General features: G+C 72.2%; 17 protein-coding genes. 13 read left to right on the top strand and 4 right to left on the bottom strand.

Annotation, left to right across the window (positions count from 1 at the left end; translation table 11 throughout):
- Positions 1–132: 132 nt before the first annotated feature.
- Positions 133–1,095 carry a threonine/serine dehydratase family protein gene (locus tag CRYAR_RS29230; protein ID WP_035856559.1) on the bottom strand — a complete coding sequence of 321 codons (963 nt, stop codon included), beginning with the start codon at positions 1,093–1,095 and terminating at the stop codon, positions 133–135.
- A 74-nt stretch (positions 1,096–1,169) separates the two neighbouring features.
- On the opposite strand from CRYAR_RS29230, the gene CRYAR_RS29225 reads away from it, so the two are divergent.
- From CRYAR_RS29225 to CRYAR_RS29215, 3 genes are all read left to right on the top strand, one after another.
- Positions 1,170–2,105: a sensor histidine kinase gene (locus CRYAR_RS29225; protein WP_051571089.1), complete on the top strand. Its 936-nt coding sequence runs from the start codon at positions 1,170–1,172 to the stop codon at positions 2,103–2,105.
- Positions 2,102–2,737 carry a response regulator transcription factor gene (locus tag CRYAR_RS29220; protein WP_035856558.1) on the top strand — a complete coding sequence of 212 codons (636 nt, stop codon included), beginning with the start codon at positions 2,102–2,104 and terminating at the stop codon, positions 2,735–2,737. The genes CRYAR_RS29225 and CRYAR_RS29220 overlap by 4 nt, the downstream gene beginning before the upstream one ends.
- Before the next feature lie 73 nt (positions 2,738–2,810).
- Positions 2,811–3,470 carry a tat (twin-arginine translocation) pathway signal sequence gene (locus tag CRYAR_RS29215; RefSeq protein ID WP_157018151.1) on the top strand — a complete coding sequence of 220 codons (660 nt, stop codon included), beginning with the start codon at positions 2,811–2,813 and terminating at the stop codon, positions 3,468–3,470.
- A gap of 56 nt (positions 3,471–3,526) precedes the next feature.
- On the opposite strand, the gene CRYAR_RS29210 is transcribed toward CRYAR_RS29215, so the two are convergent.
- On the bottom strand, positions 3,527–4,498 hold the full coding sequence (locus CRYAR_RS29210; protein WP_169745096.1) for a LacI family DNA-binding transcriptional regulator: 972 nt from the start codon (positions 4,496–4,498) through the stop codon (positions 3,527–3,529).
- A 387-nt stretch (positions 4,499–4,885) separates the two neighbouring features.
- On the opposite strand from CRYAR_RS29210, the gene CRYAR_RS29205 reads away from it, so the two are divergent.
- The 10 genes from CRYAR_RS29205 to CRYAR_RS29160 are packed head-to-tail and all read left to right on the top strand — an operon-like array spanning position 4,886 to position 15,684.
- Positions 4,886–6,118 (top strand): CaiB/BaiF CoA transferase family protein, encoded by a 1,233-nt coding sequence (locus tag CRYAR_RS29205; RefSeq protein ID WP_035867740.1) that lies wholly within the window; start codon positions 4,886–4,888, stop codon positions 6,116–6,118.
- Positions 6,115–6,927, top strand: a complete 813-nt coding sequence (locus tag CRYAR_RS29200; protein ID WP_035856557.1) for an NAD(P)-dependent oxidoreductase — start codon at positions 6,115–6,117, stop codon at positions 6,925–6,927. The genes CRYAR_RS29205 and CRYAR_RS29200 overlap by 4 nt, the downstream gene beginning before the upstream one ends.
- A 20-nt stretch (positions 6,928–6,947) precedes the next feature.
- Positions 6,948–8,075 (top strand): amidohydrolase family protein, encoded by a 1,128-nt coding sequence (locus CRYAR_RS29195; RefSeq protein WP_035856555.1) that lies wholly within the window; start codon positions 6,948–6,950, stop codon positions 8,073–8,075.
- Positions 8,072–8,884, top strand: a complete 813-nt coding sequence (locus CRYAR_RS29190) for an NAD(P)-dependent oxidoreductase (protein ID WP_063725783.1) — start codon at positions 8,072–8,074, stop codon at positions 8,882–8,884. Before CRYAR_RS29195 ends, CRYAR_RS29190 begins: the two co-directional genes overlap by 4 nt.
- Positions 8,881–10,356: an aldehyde dehydrogenase family protein gene (locus tag CRYAR_RS29185; RefSeq protein WP_035856554.1), complete on the top strand. Its 1,476-nt coding sequence runs from the start codon at positions 8,881–8,883 to the stop codon at positions 10,354–10,356. Before CRYAR_RS29190 ends, CRYAR_RS29185 begins: the two co-directional genes overlap by 4 nt.
- 1 nt (position 10,357) lies before the next feature.
- On the top strand, positions 10,358–11,230 hold the full coding sequence (locus CRYAR_RS29180; RefSeq protein WP_035856553.1) for a mycofactocin-coupled SDR family oxidoreductase: 873 nt from the start codon (positions 10,358–10,360) through the stop codon (positions 11,228–11,230).
- A gap of 14 nt (positions 11,231–11,244) precedes the next feature.
- Positions 11,245–11,436 (top strand): ferredoxin, encoded by a 192-nt coding sequence (locus tag CRYAR_RS29175; protein ID WP_035856552.1) that lies wholly within the window; start codon positions 11,245–11,247, stop codon positions 11,434–11,436.
- An 11-nt stretch (positions 11,437–11,447) separates the two neighbouring features.
- A complete protein-coding gene (locus tag CRYAR_RS29170) occupies positions 11,448–12,800 on the top strand; it encodes a cytochrome P450 (RefSeq protein ID WP_035856551.1) in 1,353 nt (450 codons plus the stop codon).
- A 51-nt stretch (positions 12,801–12,851) separates the two neighbouring features.
- Positions 12,852–14,489 carry a thiolase C-terminal domain-containing protein gene (locus tag CRYAR_RS29165; RefSeq protein WP_035856550.1) on the top strand — a complete coding sequence of 546 codons (1,638 nt, stop codon included), beginning with the start codon at positions 12,852–12,854 and terminating at the stop codon, positions 14,487–14,489.
- Position 14,490: 1 nt separating this feature from the next.
- Positions 14,491–15,684 carry an NAD(P)/FAD-dependent oxidoreductase gene (locus CRYAR_RS29160; RefSeq protein ID WP_035856549.1) on the top strand — a complete coding sequence of 398 codons (1,194 nt, stop codon included), beginning with the start codon at positions 14,491–14,493 and terminating at the stop codon, positions 15,682–15,684.
- A gap of 24 nt (positions 15,685–15,708) precedes the next feature.
- Here CRYAR_RS29160 and CRYAR_RS29155 read toward each other — a convergent pair whose 3' ends face one another.
- Together CRYAR_RS29155 and CRYAR_RS29150 are read right to left on the bottom strand one after the other, a co-directional pair.
- Positions 15,709–16,020: a hypothetical protein gene (locus CRYAR_RS29155; RefSeq protein ID WP_035856548.1), complete on the bottom strand. Its 312-nt coding sequence runs from the start codon at positions 16,018–16,020 to the stop codon at positions 15,709–15,711.
- Positions 16,021–16,030: 10 nt separating this feature from the next.
- On the bottom strand, positions 16,031–16,978 hold the full coding sequence (locus tag CRYAR_RS29150; RefSeq protein WP_035856547.1) for a VOC family protein: 948 nt from the start codon (positions 16,976–16,978) through the stop codon (positions 16,031–16,033).
- Between the last annotated feature and the right edge of the window lie 59 nt (positions 16,979–17,037).

The raw sequence follows: 17,037 nt of genomic DNA, 5'->3' as shown, positions 1-17,037 counted from the left end.
CCACCCCCGCCGGCGAGCCCCGCGTCCGCGGACGACCCAGTGCCCGCGGACGACCCAGTGCCCGCGGACGACCCAGTGCCCGCGAACGCCCCCGTGCCCGCGGACGACCCCGTGCCCCCGGACGACACCTCGTCACGCAACGTGGAACCGCTCGGCCCAGGCCAGCACGTCCGCCACCGTCGCGTTGCCGCCGCAGACGACCAGACCCAACCGGCACGACCCCCCGACCCGCTCGATCACCCGGCGCGCGGCCGGGACGAGGCACCCGGCGGCCGGTTCCGTCCACACCTTCGCGGTCTCGGCGAGTTCCAGCGAACCCCGCACGGCCTCCGCGTCCGTCACCACCAGCACGTCCTCGACGAGCGCACGCACGTGCCCGAACGTCAACGCCGTCACCGCGGGCGGCGAGAGCGTCGTCACGATCGACGTCGGCACCATCGTCACCGGCGCGCCGGCCGCCAGCGCCTGGGCCATCGTGTCCGACCCTTCGGTCTCCACCCCCCACACCCGCACGCCGGGTCGCAGCGCACGCAGCGCGGCCGCGACCCCCGCGATGAGGCCGCCCCCGCCGATGCTGACCAGGACGTCGGTCAGCGGCCCGGCGTCTTGCGCGAACTCCAGACCCACCGTGCCCTGGCCCGCGATCACGATCGGATCGTCGAAGGGGTGCAGCAGCGTCAGCCCCTCCGCCTGCAGGCTCGCGCTGAGCGCGAACGCCTCGGTGACGTCGGCGGTCAGGTGCACGGCGGCCCCGTGCCGCTGGGCCAGTTCGACGGCCCGGCGCGGCGCCGACCGCGGCATCACGATCGTCGCCTTCACGCCGAGCGTGTCGGCCATCGCCGCGACCGCGATGCCGTGGTTGCCGCCGCTGACCGCGACGACTCCGGCGGTGCGCTCGGCGTCGTCCAGAGAGCGCAGTTTGGCGGTTGCTCCTCGGGCCTTGAACGAGCCGGTGCGCTGGAGCAGTTCGAGCTTGGCCGTGACCGGGACGCCGAGCAGGTCGGTCAACCCGGGGCTCTCGACGGTCGGCGTCCGGACGACGTCGTGCTGGATGTTCCGGGCGGCGGCCTCGATGGCGGCGAGATCAACGAGCATCAACAAACTGTAGAACAGTCTCCACGTGATGTTGAAATCGTGCCGCGGTCGCGTCCCCGGGTTTACTGGTCGTCATGATGGTTCCGCGGCCGCTCACCGATGCGGCGTCGCTGCTGGTGGCGCCGGTGCTGGTGGTCAGGAGGGCGTCGTCGTGGCCACGAGCGGCGGTGGCGTTCCCGCTCAGCGTCCTCACCTCCGCGCTCACCGCGCTGTGGTGCTTCGTCGGCGTGGCCGCGGCCACCTGCGCGCTGCGCTACGACGCGTCGCCGGCGCCGCTCGCGCCGATGACGCTGCGGCTCGGCGACGGCGTCAACCAGGCCAGCCTGACGCTGGGGCTGCAGGCACGCACCGACCGGATGGTGTTCGGCACGGTGGTCGGGGTGGTGCTGCTGCTGACGCTGCCGTTCGCCGCCCGGGCCGCGCTGGTGCTGCTCGGGCGGCTGCTGACCCCGCGGGTCAGCCCGCTCCGGCGGCTGGAGCGGGATCTGCACGACGGCCCGCAGCAACGGCTGGTGCGTCTGGCCCTGGACCTCGGCCGGGCCGAGCACCGGTTCGACGCCGACCCGGCCGGTGCCCGGGTCGTCCTCGCCGACGCGATCACCCAGACACGCGAGGCGCTCGACGAACTGCGGGCGCTCGCGCGCGGGGTCGCGCCGCCGGTGCTCGTCGAGCGGGGTCTGCGTGCGGCGCTGGCCGCGCTGGTCCGCCGCTCGCCGGTGCCGGTGACGCTGTCGGTGGACGTCCCGGACGAGCTACCGGCCGAGGTCGAGACCACGCTGTACTTCGTCGTCGCCGAGGCGCTGGCCAACGTCGCGAAGCACAGCGGGGCCACGCACTGCCGGGTGGAGGTCCGCCGCCGCCGGGTCACGGTCACCGACGACGGCATCGGCGGAGCGGCGATCCGGCCCGGCCACGGTCTGGCCGGACTCGGCCAGCGGCTCGGCGGGCGTCTGGCGCTCACCAGCCCGGTCGGCGGTCCGACGACGCTCGTGGCCCGGATCCCGCGGTGAGGGTGGTCGTCGCCGAGGACGGGGTGCTGTTCCGGGACGGCCTGGTGCGGCTGCTGGTCGAGGAGGGGCACGACGTGGTCGCCGCGGTCGGCGACGGGCCCGCGCTGACCGCGGCGATCGTCGCCCACCGCCCCGACGTCGCGATCGTCGACGTGCGGATGCCCCCGAGCCGCACCGACGAGGGCCTCCGTGCGGTGCTGGCCGCCCGCGCGCGGGTACCCGGAGCCCCGGCCCTGGTGCTGAGCCAGTACGTCGAGACGTCCGGCCTGGACGACCTCCTCGCCGACGGCGCCGGCGCGATCGGCTACCTGCTCAAGGACCGGGTGGCCGCGGTCGGGGAGTTCCTCGACGGCCTGCGTCGCGTGGCCGGCGGGGGCACCGTCCTGGACCCGGCCGTGATCGCGGAACTGCTCGCGTCGCGGCGGAGGCTGCCCGCGCTCTCCGCCCGTGAGCGGGAGGTGCTCGGGCTGATGGCCGAGGGACACTCGAACACCGCGATCCAGCGGCGGCTCGTGCTCTCGGCCGGCGCCGTGGAGAAGCACATCGGCAACATCTTCGCCAAACTCGGCCTGCCCCCCGATCACGACCAGCACCGGCGGGTCCTGGCGGTGCTCGCGTACCTCAACGGGTAGGGCCGGCCCCACCTACGGAGTGGGCGGCCGGCCCCCGTGCGCGTCCGGTCCCGCCCGGGCGATGGTTCTCCCCGTGCGTAAAGTGCTCATTTTTCTCTCGGCGACGCTCGTCGTCGCGTTCGTCGTCGTCCCCGGGTGGGTGGCCGGGAGCGGCGCGGACGACTCGTTCCGGCCCGCGTTCGTCGCGTGGTGGCGCTCCGGCTCCGGTGACCTGTCGCCCGAGCTGGCCCGGATCGTCGACCACTGGTTCCGCTACCACGTGGTGAAAGGCCTGCTCGCGGCGCTGCTGCTGGCCGTGCTGATCGCGCTCGGCCGGCGGGTCACCCGGTGGGCTCTGGTGCCGGTGGTCGCGCTCGGCGCGGTCGCGCTGGCGGCGGTGATGGCCAACGTCCAGGGTGCGGTGGCCCCGTTCGCGTCGCTGTTCCCGCTGCTGTCCGCCGACGACCGGCGCGCACCGGCCGCGGCGCTGCGGGCCGGGATCCGCTCCCCGGCGCTCGAGCGGATGATCGACGGCTACACCGCCTACCATGCCGCGATGGTCGGGGCCGCCGGAACCGTGGCCGCGGTGTTCCTCGTCGCCACCGTGGTGCTCGTCCGCCGCCGCGTGGGCCGGCTCCCCGTGACCGTCGCGGCGCTGTTCGCGGTCGGCGCGCTCGTCGTCACGGTCGCGAACGTCACGACGACGCTCGACCCGGAGCCGGGTCTGCTCGGCCTGCTCGACGGCGGCTGGTGAACTCCGTCGGCAGGCGAGGGGGAGGTCGGCGCGGGACGCCGGGCCCACCTCGCGATTCAGGCTGAGACCCGGGGGACCACCGTGATGCCGTCGTGGTAGTCGAACGGCGGCGGGGTGCGGTCGGCGAGCAGGTCGACGAGCGTGCGGGCGAGCCGGATCCCCGCGCTGCGCCCGTCCACCGAGACCGTGGTGAGCGGCGGCTCGGCGTACCGCGCGATCGGCAGTTCGTCGGCGCCCATCACCGCGAGGTCGTCGGGGATCCGCATCCCGGCCGAGCGCGCGGCCGCCAGCACGGCGAACGCCGTCTCGTCGCCGTGGCAGGCGACGGCGGTGATCGGATGGCGGCCCGAACGCCAGACCCGCACCGAGTCCTCCGCGCCCGACGTCGGCACGACGTGGCGCTTCAACCGGGGCAACCCGAGACGCTCGGCGGCCGCCCGCGCGCCCTCGTAGCGACCGGACGCCAGGCCGGACGTGCGCGCGTCGTCCGGCGCCGCGAACACGATTCGCCGGTGCCCCCGGCTCACCAGGTACTCGACCTGCAGTTCGCCGAGCAGACGCATCGACTCGTCGAGGTTCGAGCCGAAGCCGGTGCCGGGCTGCGGCAGCACCACGGCCGCGCCGCTCGCGGTGAACGTCGCGACGTCGGCCGCGCTGAACGGCAGCATCCCGGCCACCGCGACCGGGGTGAGCGCGGCGGCCACCTCGCGCGGCGAGCGCTGCTCGGCACCGAGGAGATAGGTCACGAGCGTGAACCCTTCGGCCGCCAGCTCGTCCGCCGCCGTCTCGATGACGTCGCCCATCGTTCCGCCCTGCGGGAGGTCGGGGATCGCGAGCAGCACGGTCCGCCCGCGGCCCCGGCGCAGGGCCTGCGCCGGGCCGTGGGGGACGTAACCGAGCTCGGTCGCGGCCCGGAGCACCTTCGCGCGCGTGGTCTCGGGGATCGTCTGGCCCGGCGTGTTGTTCAGGACGAAACCGACCAACTGCCGGGAAAAGCCCGAGGCCTTCGCGACGTCCGTGCTGGTCACGCGGGATCGGCGGGCGGTGGCCATCTGATCAAACTACCGACAACTCGGTGACCCGGGCGTCCGGCAGGTAGTGCGTTCCGGCCATCACGCGCGCCCACCTGGGCCGATGACGTCCGCGTTTTCCCGCGCGAGGCGGATCGCGCCTTCCGTGTGACCCGGGCCACGCGTAGGGTGCGCTCCTAGCACGTGCTAGGAGCGTGCATCGTTCAACCAAATTCTCAGCCGCCCACCTGTTCCCGGCTCTTGAGATTGATAGTTTTAGAACTATACGATGATCGCGGTTCTTCGATGTGGAGGAACGCAGCGAGGCCGCCCGGAGCGCGGGTCCGCTGGTCGCCGCCCCTCGGCTCTCCTCCACCTTCAGGCCAAGAGATGAGGGTGCGTCACGTGTTCAGGCCCATGGAAGGCGTTCGGGTTCTCGAGGTCGCGCAGTTCACCTACGTGCCGTCGGCCGGTGCGGTGCTGGCGGACTGGGGCGCCGACGTCGTCAAGATCGAGCACGCCGAGCGGGGTGACGCCCAGCGCGGGCTGGTCAAGGCGTTGGGCCACGACGTCATCTCCCAGGGGTCGACGTTCGCGCCGATCATGGAGGGCCCCAACCGGGGCAAGCGCAGCCTCGGGCTCTCGCTGGAGAAGCCGGAAGCCACCGAGGTGCTGCACGAGCTGATCCGGCGCAGCGACGTCTTCCTCACGAACTTCCTGCCGGCCGCGCGTCGCAAGCTCGGCATCGACCTCGACGACGTCCGGGCGGTCAACCCCGACGTCATCTTCGTCGTCGGGTCGGCGTTCGGGCACGCCGGCCCGGAGGCCGAGAGCGGCGGCTACGACGGCACCGCGTACTGGGCCCGCGCGGGCACGGCCGACGCGCTCACCCCCGAGGGCGCGGTCGCACCGACACCGCCGCCGGGCGGGGCGTACGGCGACAACATCGGCGGCATGACGATCGCCGGGGGCATCGCGGCCGCACTGTTCGCGCGGGCCACCACGGGGGAGCCGTCGGTCGTCGACGTGTCGCTGCTGGGCGTCGGGGCGTGGGCGATCCAGCTCAACGTCAACCTGGCGTTGCAGGCCGGGCGTGCGCTGCCGAAGTTCGCACCCCGCGCGGGCGGACAGCCGAACAACCCGCTGACCGGCAACTACCGGACGTCCGACGGGCGCTGGATCAACCTGTGCATGCTGCAGCCGGGGCGGTACTGGCCGGACTTCTGCCGGGCCGTCGGCCGCCCGGACCTGGTCGTCGACGAGCGTTTCGACACCACCGGGAAGCTGATGGCCAACGGGCTGGAGGCCGTCGCGGAGGTCACCGCGATCATGGCCGGGCTCACCAAGGACGAGTGGTTCGCCGCCGCGGCGACGATGGAAGGCCAGTGGGCGCTGGTGCAGGACACCTTCGAGCTCGGCAACGACCCGCAGCTGCGGGCCACCGGCCAGGTCGCCGAGGTCGTCGACGTCGAGGGCACCACGCAGAAGCTGGTCGCGAACCCGGTCCAGTTCGACCGCAAACCGGCGGTGCTCACCCGGGCACCGCAGTTCGCCGAGCACACCGACGAGATCCTCGCCGAGCTCGGCTTCTCCGACGAGAAGTCGCTCGGGTTCAAGATCGCCGGAGCGGTCACGTGAGGGTCGGGTTCATCGGTCTCGGCAGCCAGGGCGGCCCGATGGCCCGGCGGATCGTCGACGAGGGTTTCCCGACCACGCTGTGGGCACGGCGCCCGGAGTCGCTCGAGCCGTACGCCGGCACCGCGGCCGCCGTGGCCGACTCGCCGGCCGCGTTGGCCGAGGCCAGCGACGTCGTCTGCCTGTGCGTCCGCGACGACGACGACGTCCGTGAGATCGGCGGGCAGATTCACGGCACCCTCGCCGCGGGCGCCGTGATCGTCGTGCACAGCACCGTGCACCCCGACACCTGCCGGACGCTCGCGGACGCCGCCGCCGACCACGGCGTCGCGGTCGTCGACGCCCCGGTGAGCGGCGGTGGCCAGGCGGCCGCCGAGCGGCGGCTGCTCGTGATGGCCGGCGGCGACGCCGACGTCATCGAGAGGATCCGCCCGGTCCTCGACACCTACGCCAACCCGTTCCTGTACGTCGGGCCGGTCGGCGCCGGTCAGGCCGCGAAGATCCTCAACAACCTGCTGCTCACCGCGAACCTCGGCGTGGCCGAGGCCGCTTACGCGCTGGGCCGCGAACTGGGCGTCGACCTCGGCTCGCTGAACCAGGTCTTCGCCGCCGGCAGCGGCAACAGCTTCGCCGCGTCGCTGCTGCTCTCCGGCGAGCCGTACTCGGCCGTCCGCATGGCCGAGGTCGCCGGGCCCCTCCTGCGGAAAGACGTTCGGCTCGCGGTCGATCTCGCCGCCGCGGCCGGAGTGGACGCCGGCGCGGTGCTCCCCGCCGCCGACTCCGCGCTCGAGTCGATGAAGCACCCGCGCTAGCTGGATCTGGAGGAAGAGCGATGCCGCTCCCCGACGACGCCAAGATCATCTCGGTCGACGACCACGTGATCGAGCACCCTCGCGTCTGGCTCGACCGCATGCCCGCGAAGTACCAGGACGTCGCACCGCGGATCGAGAAGTTGCCCGACGGCAACGACACCTGGATCTTCAACGGCAAGCCGTCCGGCAACTTCGCGCTGAACGCGGTCGCCGGCAAGCACCCCCGCGAGTTCGGGATGGATCCGCGCAGCTACGACGACATGCGTCCGGGCTGCTACGACATCTCCGAACGCATCAAGGACATGGACGTCGAGGGCGTCTGGGCCCAGCTCTGCTTCCCGAACATGGGTGGCTTCGCCGGCAGCACGTTCTACGCCAGCGACGACAAGGAGCTCGCCGCGGAGTGCATCCGGGCCTACAACGACTTCATCCTCGACGAGTGGTGCGCCTACGCGCCCGATCGGCAGATCCCGCTGGTGATGATCCCGTTCTGGGACGTCCAGGCCTCGGTCACGGAGATCGAGCGCACCGCGGCCAAGGGCGCGAGGTCGGTGAGCTTCCTCGAAGCGCCGCACCGCGTCGGTCTGCCGAGCTACCACACCGACCACTGGGACCCGATCCTGCGGGCCGCCGAGGAGCGCGACCTGCCGCTCTCGGTGCACTTCGGATCCGGGGGCGCGCCCAGCGGCGTCGCCCAGGACGCCGACATGTTCGTCACGATCGCCTTGTTCGGCATCAACTCGATGATGGCCTGCGTCGACCTGCTGATCTCGCCGGTGTTCTACAAGTTCCCGAACCTGAAGTTCGTGCTCTCCGAGGGCGGGATCGGCTGGATCCCGTACATCCTCGAGCGCGCGGACTACTCCTGGGGCCGGCACAAGTTCTGGTGCGACATCGACCAGGAGCGCAAGCCGTCGGAGATGTTCAAGGACCACATCTACGGGGCCTTCATCTCCGATCAGAACGGCATCGATCTGCGTCACTCGATCGGCGTCGACCAGATCCTGTTCGAGAGCGACTACCCGCACTCGGACTGCAACTGGCCGCACACCCGCAAGGTGCTCGGTGAACAGCTCGCGAACGTGCCCGACGACGAGGCGCGCCTGATCGTCGAGGGCAACGCCCGACGCCTCTTCCACTTCGGATGAGACTCGGGTTCGTCGGCGCCGGCCGGATCGGGCGTCCGATGGTGCGGCGGCTGGTCGGGGCCGGACACCACGTCCGGGTGCTCGCACGGTCCGGCGCGGCGCACGCCGCGCTGGACGGCGACGGCGCCACCCCGGTCGGCACGCTGACCGAGGTGGCCGCCGACGCCGAAGCGGTGCTCGTCGGTGTGCGCACCGACGAGCAGGTCCGCGAGGTGGGGCCGGCACTGATCGGGGCGATGCGCCCCGGCGCGGTGCTGGTGGTGCACACCACGGGTAGTCCGGCGACCGCCGATCTGCTGGCCGCACACGGCATCGAGGTGGTGGACGCGCCGGTCAGCGGCGGCCCCCACGACGTCGCCGCGGGCACCGTCACCCTGCTGGTCGGCGGCGCGGACGGCGCGGTCGGCGCGGTCCGCCCTGCGCTGCGGGCGTACGGCGACCCGATCCTGCACGTCGGTCCGCGCGGCAACGGGCAGCGCGTCAAGCTGATCAACAACGCGCTGTTCGCGGCGAACATCGGCCTGCTCGCCGCCGCCGTCGACCTCGGCGCCCAGCTCGGCGTCGATGAGAAAGCACTGCTCGACGCGCTGCCCCAGGGCAGCGCGAGCAGTTTCGCGCTGGCCGGTGTGGCCCGCGCCGGCTCGGTCGGAGGCTTCGCCCGCGCCGCCGGTGAGTTCCTCGGCAAGGACGTCGCGGTCGTGCGCCGGGTCGTGGCCGACCTCGGCGGTGACCTCGGCGCGCTCGCCGGCGCGCACCGCGCGCTGGCCGACGTGATCCCCGAGCTCGATCTCCCAGGAGCGCAGTCATGACATCGCTTGGTGAACGCCTGCTCGTCGACGGCGAACTCGTCGCGGCCGGGAGCGGCCGCACGTTCGACAACGTCAACCCGGCCACCGAGGAGGTGATCGGCGCCGCACCCGACGCCGACGCGACCGACGTCGAGAAGGCCGTCGGCGCCGCCCGCCGGGCGTTCGACACCGGCACCTGGTCGACCGACGTCGAGTTCCGCCGCCACTGCCTGACCCAGCTGCGCGACGCCCTGCGCGCGAACGTCGAGGAGCTGCGGAGCATCGTCGTCGCCGAGGCCGGCAGCCCGGTCTCGCTGACCGGGGCGATCCAGCTCGAGGGCCCGATCGGTTTCATCGACCACTACGTCGACCTGCTCGGCAGCTACGAGTTCGAGCGTCCGCTGCCGGAGAAGGAGTTCTACGGCACCGCCACCAGCCGCGTGGTGCGACGCGAGGCCGCCGGGGTGGTCGGGGCGATCACGCCGTGGAACTACCCGTTCTACCTGAACATCGCGAAGTCCGCGGCGGCGCTCGCGGCCGGCTGCACGGTGGTGCTCAAACCCGCGCCGGACACGCCGTTCAGCGCGCTCGCGCTCGGGGCGATCGCCGCCGGGCACACCGACCTGCCGGCCGGGGTGCTCAACGTGGTGTCCACCGCGGACAACGCCGTGGCACAGATCCTCGCGACCCACCCCGACGTGGACCACGTGACGCTCACCGGCTCGACCGGCACCGGCCGCACGGTGATGGGGGCGGCGTCCGAGACGGTCAAGCGGGTCACGCTGGAACTGGGCGGGAAGTCCGCCGCGGTCGTGCTCGACGACGCCGACCTCACCCAGATCGTGCCCGGCCTGGCCCTGGGCGTCTGCGTGCACGCCGGTCAGGGCTGCGCGGCGCTGACCAGGCTGCTCGTGCCGCGGCACAAGCTCGACGAGGCGGTCGGGATCCTCGAGGCCGCGATGAGGCAGATGCCGTGGGGCGACCCGGCGGACCCCGGCAACGTCATGGGGCCGGTCATCAACGCCGCCCAGCGCGACAAGGTGCTCAGCTACTACCGGGCGGCCGCGCGGGAGGGCCGGGTCGTGCTCGGCGGTAAGCCGCAGGACCGGTTCGAGCGGGGCTACTACGTCGAGCCGACGCTGATCACCGACATCGACCCGAAGTCGTCGGTGGCGCAGGACGAGATCTTCGGCCCGGCGATCGTGGTGCTGCCGTTCGACGACGACGAGGACGCGCTGCGCATCGCCGAGAACACGATCTTCGGTCTCTCCGGTGCCGTGCACAGCGCGGACTTCGACCGGGCGATGGGCCTGGCCCGCCGGATGCGTACCGGCACGGTCGGCGTCAACGGCGGCATGTGGTTCGACGTCCAGTCGCCGTTCGGCGGCTACAAGCAGAGCGGCCTCGGCCGCGAGTGGGGCACCGAGGGCCTCGAGGACTTCCTCGAGACGAAGACCATCGCCTGGCCGACGGCACGGACAAAGGAGTCTTGAGATGGCGGGTCGAGTAGAGGGCAAGGTCGCGTTCGTCACCGGCGCGGGGCGCGGGCAGGGGCGCAGTCACGCGGTCCGCCTGGCCGAAGAGGGCGCCGACATCATCGCGGTCGACATCTGCCGGGACTTCGCGACGGTGGACTACCCGATGTCGTCCTCCGACGACCTCAAGGAGACCGTCGCCCTCGTCGAGGCGCTCGACCGGCGCATCGTCGCGGTGGAGGCCGACGTGCGGGAGCGCGCGCAGCTGATCGCGGCGGTCGAGCAGGGCATCGCCCAGCTCGGTCACCTCGACGTCGTCGTCGCGCAGGCCGGCATCGCCCCGATGAAGGGCGAACCCGCCGTCCAGGCCTGGATGGACGGCGTCGACACGCTCCTGCTCGGCGTCATCAACGCGGTCCACGCCTCGTTACCGCATCTCGAGGAGGGCGCGTCGATCATCGCCACGGCGTCGGCCGCGGTCGCGATGACCGGGGCCGGCCTCGGCGCGGCGGGGAGCGTCGGCCAGGACCCGGGCGGCGCGTCGTACCAGTACGCCAAGAAGGCGGTGTGCGAGTTCGTCCACGAGCTGGCCCGCAACCTCGGCCCGCGCGGCATCCGCGCCAACGCCGTGCACCCGACCAACTGCAACACCCCGATGCTGCAGAGCCCGCCGATGTACCGGGCGTTCCGCCCCGACCTGGAGAACCCGACCCGCGAGGACGCGGAGCCGGCGTTCTATGTCCAGCAGCTGATGCCGGTTCCCTACGTCGAGCCGCGCGACATCAGCAACATGGTGCTCTACCTGGCCTCCGAGGAGGCGCGTTACGTCACCGGCATGCAGATGCGCGTCGACGCCGGTTCGTACCTGAAGTTCCAGGACTACCACGTCTGAGAGGCGCTGAGCCCATGAAGGTTCGTGTCGATCCGGACATCTGCCAGGGGCACACCCTGTGCGCGATGACCGCGCCCAACCTGTTCGAACTGTCCGACATCGACGGCCACGCGCACGCCGTCGGCGAAGACGTACCCGCCGAGGCGGAGACGCTCGCGAAGGAAGCCGCGCGTACCTGCCCCGAGCAGGCCATCATCCGGTTCTGAGCGGAGGGCACATGACGATCGACGACGCGCGCGCGATTGCCAGGATCAACCTCAACCGGCACTCCGACCGCTACCGGGAGGACTTCCAGGAACTCGCCACCGAGTACCACGGCAAGTGCCCGGTGGCCTGGAACGAGGCGCACGGCGGCTACTGGTTCGTGTCGGGGAACAAAGAGCTGTTCGACATCGCGCGCCGGGCGGACGTGCTGTCGAACGAGAACGACCCGGACGAGGTCAAGCGCGGGTACTGGGGGATCAGCATCCCGCCGCCGCAGCGTCGTCCGGGTTCCCCGATCGGCGGGTTCCTGGAGATGGACCCACCCGAGCAGCGGCACTACCGGCAGGCGCTCAACCCGTACCTGTCCCCGGCGGCGGTCAAGCGCTGGCAGCCGGTCATCGACGAGATCACCCGCGCCGCGCTGGACGAGCGGATCGAGTCCGGCCGGATCGACTTCGTCGACGACCTGGCGAACGTCGTCCCGGCCGTGCTGACGATGGCGATGCTCGGCATGCCGCTCGCGGCCTGGACCGTGCACTGCGAGCCCTCGCACGCCAGCGTCTACACCCGGCCGGACTCGCCGGACATCATGCGCGTCTTCCAGCAGATGATGCGGGCCCGGGCGCACACCGAGTCGTGGATCGCGAAGATCCGCGTCGAGCCCCGCCCGGGGTTGATCGACGGGCTGATCCGCGCGGAGATCAACGGGGCCGCGCCCACCGACAAGGACGTCCTGGGGGCCGCCGGTCTGATCATCGGGGGTGGGTTCGACACCACGACCGCGCTGACCGCGCACTCCCTGGAGTGGCTGTCCGAGCACCCGGCGGAGCGCGCCCGGCTCGACCGCGAGTGGGACACGCTGCGTGACTCGGCCACCGAGGAGTTCCTGCGGTTCTACACCCCGGCGGTCGGTGACGGCCGGACCGTCCAGACCGACGCCGAGATCAACGGCACCGAGTTCAAGGAGGGCCAGCGTCTCTGGCTCTCCTGGGCGATGGCCAACCGGGACGAGACCGTGTTCGAGGACCCCAACACGATCCACCTGGACCGCAAGGGCAATCGGCACGCCAGCTTCGGGCTGGGCATCCACCGGTGCATCGGGTCGAACGTGGCCAGGGCGACGTTCAAGACGATGCTGCGTCACGTGCTCGACCGCATGCCGGACTACGTGTGCGACCGGGACGGCGCCGTGCACTACGACTCGACCGGCGTCATCAACGGCATGAAACACCTGCCGGCCACGTTCACCCCGGGCCCGCGGCTCGGGGCCGGCGTCGACGAGACGATCGAGCGGATGCAGCGCATCGTCGACGAGCAGCGTCTCGCCGAGCCGGTCACCGTCCGCCCGTCCAGCGCACAGCTCTGAAGGAGAAGAAGCCATGACGGTCGTGGTCGCCCTGCCGGTCACGGAATCCGCATGACCGCGCCGCTGCCGTACGTCACGATCCTGAACGAGTTCTACTGGAGGGCCGGGGCCGACGGCGTGCTCCGGATGCAGCAGTGCACGTCGTGCGCGGGGTTCGTGCACCCCCCGAAGCCCGCGTGTCCCCGCTGCCGGAGCACCGCGCTGGAGATCCGGGACCTCTCCGGCGAGGGGACGGTGGTGAGCTCCACGGTGAACCACCGGTTCGGGCTGCCCGGGCTGGCGCCGCCGTACGTCGTCGCGCGGGTCGCCCCGGACGAGGACCCGCGGGTGCGGCTCACCACCCGCTTGGTCGGCGTCGACGACGTCGTACCCGGACAGCGGGTGCGGGTGGAGTTCGAGCAGGTCGAGGACGTCTGGCTGCCGCTGTTCCGCCCGATCGACGGCACCGGCCCGATCGCCGGGGACGAGGAGGGCCCCGCGGAGATCCGGGCGAGGGTCCGGCCGATGCTCACCACCCGCAAGTTCGAGGACGACGTGGTGCTCAGCGGCGTCGGGGCCTCGGACCTCGGCCGGCGGCTGCGTGTCGACCCGCTCGTGCTCACCGTGCAGGCGTGCGAGGCCGCGGTCGCCGACGCCGGCCTGACCTTCGATGACGTCGACGGTCTCTCGTCCTACCCCGGCGGCGGCCCGGCCGGCGGTTTCGGCGAGGGTGGCGTCGCCGCGCTGGAGGCCGCGCTCCGGATCCGGCCGACCTGGTACAACGGCGGCGCCGAGACCTTCGGCCCGGGTGGTTCGGTGATCGCCGCGATGCTCGCGGTCTCGGCCGGGCTGGCCCGTCACGTGCTCTGTTTCCGGACGATCTGGCAGTCGACGCACGACGAGATGACCAAGCGCGGCGAGCTCCCCCCGATGGGTGGCCGCGTGCCCGGCGACAGCGGCTGGTCGGTACCGTTCGGCGCCACGTCGGCCGCGCACGGGCTGGCGATGAACGCGCAGACCCACTTCCGGAGGTACGGCACCACCCGGGAGACGCTCGGCTGGATCGCGCTCAACCAGCGCGCGAACGCCGCCCTCAACCCCACCGCGGTCTACCGCGCCCCGATGGACATGGACGACTACCTGGGCGCCCGGCTGATCACGACGCCGTTCGGGCTCTACGACTGCGACGTGCCGGTGGACGCGGCGATCGCGGTGGTCGTGTCCGCCGCCGGCACCGCGGCCGACCTGCGCCGGCCGCCGGTGCGCGTCGAGGCCGTCGGCACCCAGCTGCTCGAACGCGTCGAGTGGGACCAGAGCACGTCCACCCACGAACCGCAGGTGCTCGGCCCGGCCGCGCACCTCTGGACCCGCACCTCGCTGCGCCCGGACGACGTCGACGTCGCCCAGCTCTACGACGGGTTCACGTTCAACTGCCTGTCCTGGTTGGAGGCCCTCGGGTTCTGCGGGATCGGCGAGGCCAAGGACTTCCTCGACGGCGGCAAGAACATCGCGCGCGACGGCGTGCTCCCGCTCAACACCCACGGGGGCCAGCTCTCGCACGGGCGCACCCACGGCATGGGCCTGCTGCAGGAGGCGATCGTGCAGCTGCGCGGCGACGCGGGGGAGCGTCAGGTCGCCGGCGCCCGGACCGCCGTGGTGAGCAGCGGTGGCCTGACCCCGAGCGGCGTGCTGCTGCTCCGGAAGGACTGACATGGAGCACGTCGTTGTCGTCGGCGCCGGTCTCGGTGGCGTCCGGGTCGTGGAGCAGTTGCGCGCCAACGGGCACCGGGGGCCGATCACGTTGATCGGTGCCGAGGAGCACCCGCCCTACGACCGGCCGCCGCTCTCCAAGCAGGTGCTGTCCGGCGTCTGGGACCCCGACCGGGTGATCCTGCGCGACAAGCCCGCCCTGGACGAGCTGGGGGTCGCCTACCGTTTCGGCGCCGCCGCGATCGGGTTGCACGACACCACCGTCGAACTCGAGGACGGATCGGTGGTCGCCGGTGACGCCGTCGTCCTCGCGACCGGTGTGCGGGCCCGGACGATCCCCGGCCAGCCGGACGGTGTCCGGACCCTGCGCACGCTCGACGACGCCACCGCGCTGCGCGACGCCCTGGGCGAATCGCGGTCGCTGCTGGTCGTCGGGGGCGGGTTCGTCGGCGCGGAGGTGGCGCACGCGGCCCGGCAGCGCGGCGTGGACGTCACCGTGCTGGAGGCGATGCCGACGACCGCCGCGCACGCGCTCGGGCCGGAGCTCGGTGCGCTGACCGGTCGGCTGTTCACCGAAGCCGGCGTCGACCTGCGTTGCGGCACCCGGCTGAGCCGATTCGCCGACGCGCACACCGTGGAGCTGGCCGACTCCACCCGGCTGAGCGCCGACGTCGTGCTGGTGGGCATCGGCGCGACGCCCGACGTCGGCTGGCTGGGCCTGGACACCGACGGCGTCCCCTGCGACCGCACCGGCCGGGTCGAGGGCGCCCCGAACACCTGGGCGCTCGGTGACGTCGCCGCCTGGTGGGACGACGTGCGTGGTGCCCGCTGCCGCACCGAGCACTGGACGGCCACCGTCGACCAGGCCGCGGTCGTCGCGCGTGACCTCCTCGGCCAGGAGCGGCCGCCCCCGTCGGTGCCGTACGTCTGGTCCGACCAGTTCGGGCTGAAGATCCAGCTCGTCGGGCGGCCGGACCTGGCCGACAACGTCCTCCCGCTCACCGGGGAGGGCCTGGCCGGGGGGCCGGTGCGCGGCACCGTGGCCGCCTACTTCGCCGGCGACACCGTCGTGGGTGTCGCGGCCTTCGGCGCTCCGCGTTTCCTGCCGAGGCTGCGTGGCCAGGTCGCCGCGGGCGCGCACCGCGGAACGATCACCTCGCTCATGCAGGAGCTGATCGGCGGCGTGGTCCGGTAGCTCCCCCGGCACCGGACACCGGTGTCAGTCCGACGCCGGCAGCGGCTGCGCGGTCTTGATCGTCAGCGTGCGGCCGTCGACCGCGAGCTCGCCGGGCCCGGCCGCCACGCACAGCATCTCCAGCCGGCTGTCGGCGTCCAGGTAGCGCTTTCCCAGCAGCGTGTGCCGCTGCGCCGGGTCGGCCGATGGGAGCGCGCCGTCGGCCGCTTCGTCCGGACGCAGCATCGCCGCCCCGGCACAGGAGATCGTCACGTCCCCCTCCGGGACCTTGACGACGATCGCCTCGACGCTGGAGACAGCGCTGCGCAGACGCTGTCCGACGGTGTAGGTGGGCATCGGAGTTCTCCTAGTCGTTCAGTTCTTCGAACGGGTCGCCGGGGATGGGCTCCGTGGTGAAGAAGTAGGGCGCGCCCCAGGTGTCGGCCGGGTCGGCGGCGACGGTGGTGGGGGTCGGCCGACGGGTGCGGATGCTCTTCCGGGCCAGCCAGCGTTCGGCCGAGTCGAGGTCCGCGACCCGGAACGTGACGGCGTAGATCATGTTGCCGTATTTCGCGACGTGACGGCCCAGATCCGACGAGTCGTCCAGTGGCTGGACCAGCTTGAGCAGCGAGTCGCCGAGCTGCACGATCTGGAACGTCGCCCGCGTCACCTCGTCGACGCCGTGGTGGAGGGGGATCGCTTGCACCCGGTTGACGTACGACTCGGTCGCGGCACGCACGTCCTTGACGCCGAGCATCACGTGCGCGACCCGGCGGATCGTCAGCGGGTGATCGGTCTCCCAGGCGCGTTGCTGGTCCGACCAGCCGGGCAGCAGGCGCGGATCGCCGGGCATGTCCATCACGCACATCTCGGCCATCAGGCCGAACATGTCCCGCGGGCTGGGGAAGAAGTAGTGCACGCCCGGCTCCATCGTCTCGACCTTGCCGCCGCCCGGCCGACCGATGTAGATGCCCCGCTCGATCATGAAGTTGGCCAGCCCGGCCGGGTCGTCGACCTTGTAACCGACCGAGTGCAGATGGCGGCCGAACTTCGAGTAGAACTTGCCGACCGGCTTGGTGGCGTCGACCGGCAGGTTCGGGGCCATCGTCTCGACGCACAGGTCCGAGACCATCATCAGGCTCGCCCACCGGTCCTCCGGCGGCAGATAGGTGGGCTCGTCCACGCCCAGGTAGAGCCGTGCCCCGAAGACGTCGCGGTAGAAGTCGTTGAGCTTCTTGACGTCGTCGGTCATGTGGATCGTGTGGATCATGATGCCGATGCCGTAGTCACCGGTCTTCTTCGGTACTCGTCGCATGGGACGTCCTTGGCTCAGAGGTGCGATGACCAGGTGATGACCGTCGACCGGACGGGCAG

Origin of the sequence: Cryptosporangium arvum DSM 44712 (assembly GCF_000585375.1) — a bacterium.
Classification (GTDB): Bacteria; Actinomycetota; Actinomycetes; order Mycobacteriales; family Cryptosporangiaceae; genus Cryptosporangium; species Cryptosporangium arvum.
This window is presented reverse-complemented; position numbering and strand designations above follow the sequence as displayed.

Excerpts from the sequence above, each read along its gene's own strand:
- CRYAR_RS29230 (WP_035856559.1), bottom strand. The coding sequence starts at position 1,095 with ATGCTCGTTGATCTCGCCGCCATCGAGGCCGCCGCCCGGAACATCCAG.
- CRYAR_RS29225 (WP_051571089.1), top strand. The coding sequence starts at position 1,170 with ATGATGGTTCCGCGGCCGCTCACCGATGCGGCGTCGCTGCTGGTGGCG.
- CRYAR_RS29195 (WP_035856555.1), top strand. The coding sequence starts at position 6,948 with ATGCCGCTCCCCGACGACGCCAAGATCATCTCGGTCGACGACCACGTG.
- CRYAR_RS29190 (WP_063725783.1), top strand. The coding sequence starts at position 8,072 with ATGAGACTCGGGTTCGTCGGCGCCGGCCGGATCGGGCGTCCGATGGTG.
- CRYAR_RS29185 (WP_035856554.1), top strand. The coding sequence starts at position 8,881 with ATGACATCGCTTGGTGAACGCCTGCTCGTCGACGGCGAACTCGTCGCG.
- CRYAR_RS29180 (WP_035856553.1), top strand. The coding sequence starts at position 10,358 with ATGGCGGGTCGAGTAGAGGGCAAGGTCGCGTTCGTCACCGGCGCGGGG.
- CRYAR_RS29175 (WP_035856552.1), top strand. The coding sequence starts at position 11,245 with ATGAAGGTTCGTGTCGATCCGGACATCTGCCAGGGGCACACCCTGTGC.
- CRYAR_RS29170 (WP_035856551.1), top strand. The coding sequence starts at position 11,448 with ATGACGATCGACGACGCGCGCGCGATTGCCAGGATCAACCTCAACCGG.
- CRYAR_RS29165 (WP_035856550.1), top strand. The coding sequence starts at position 12,852 with ATGACCGCGCCGCTGCCGTACGTCACGATCCTGAACGAGTTCTACTGG.
- CRYAR_RS29160 (WP_035856549.1), top strand. The coding sequence starts at position 14,491 with ATGGAGCACGTCGTTGTCGTCGGCGCCGGTCTCGGTGGCGTCCGGGTC.
- CRYAR_RS29155 (WP_035856548.1), bottom strand. The coding sequence starts at position 16,020 with ATGCCCACCTACACCGTCGGACAGCGTCTGCGCAGCGCTGTCTCCAGC.
- CRYAR_RS29150 (WP_035856547.1), bottom strand. The coding sequence starts at position 16,978 with ATGCGACGAGTACCGAAGAAGACCGGTGACTACGGCATCGGCATCATG.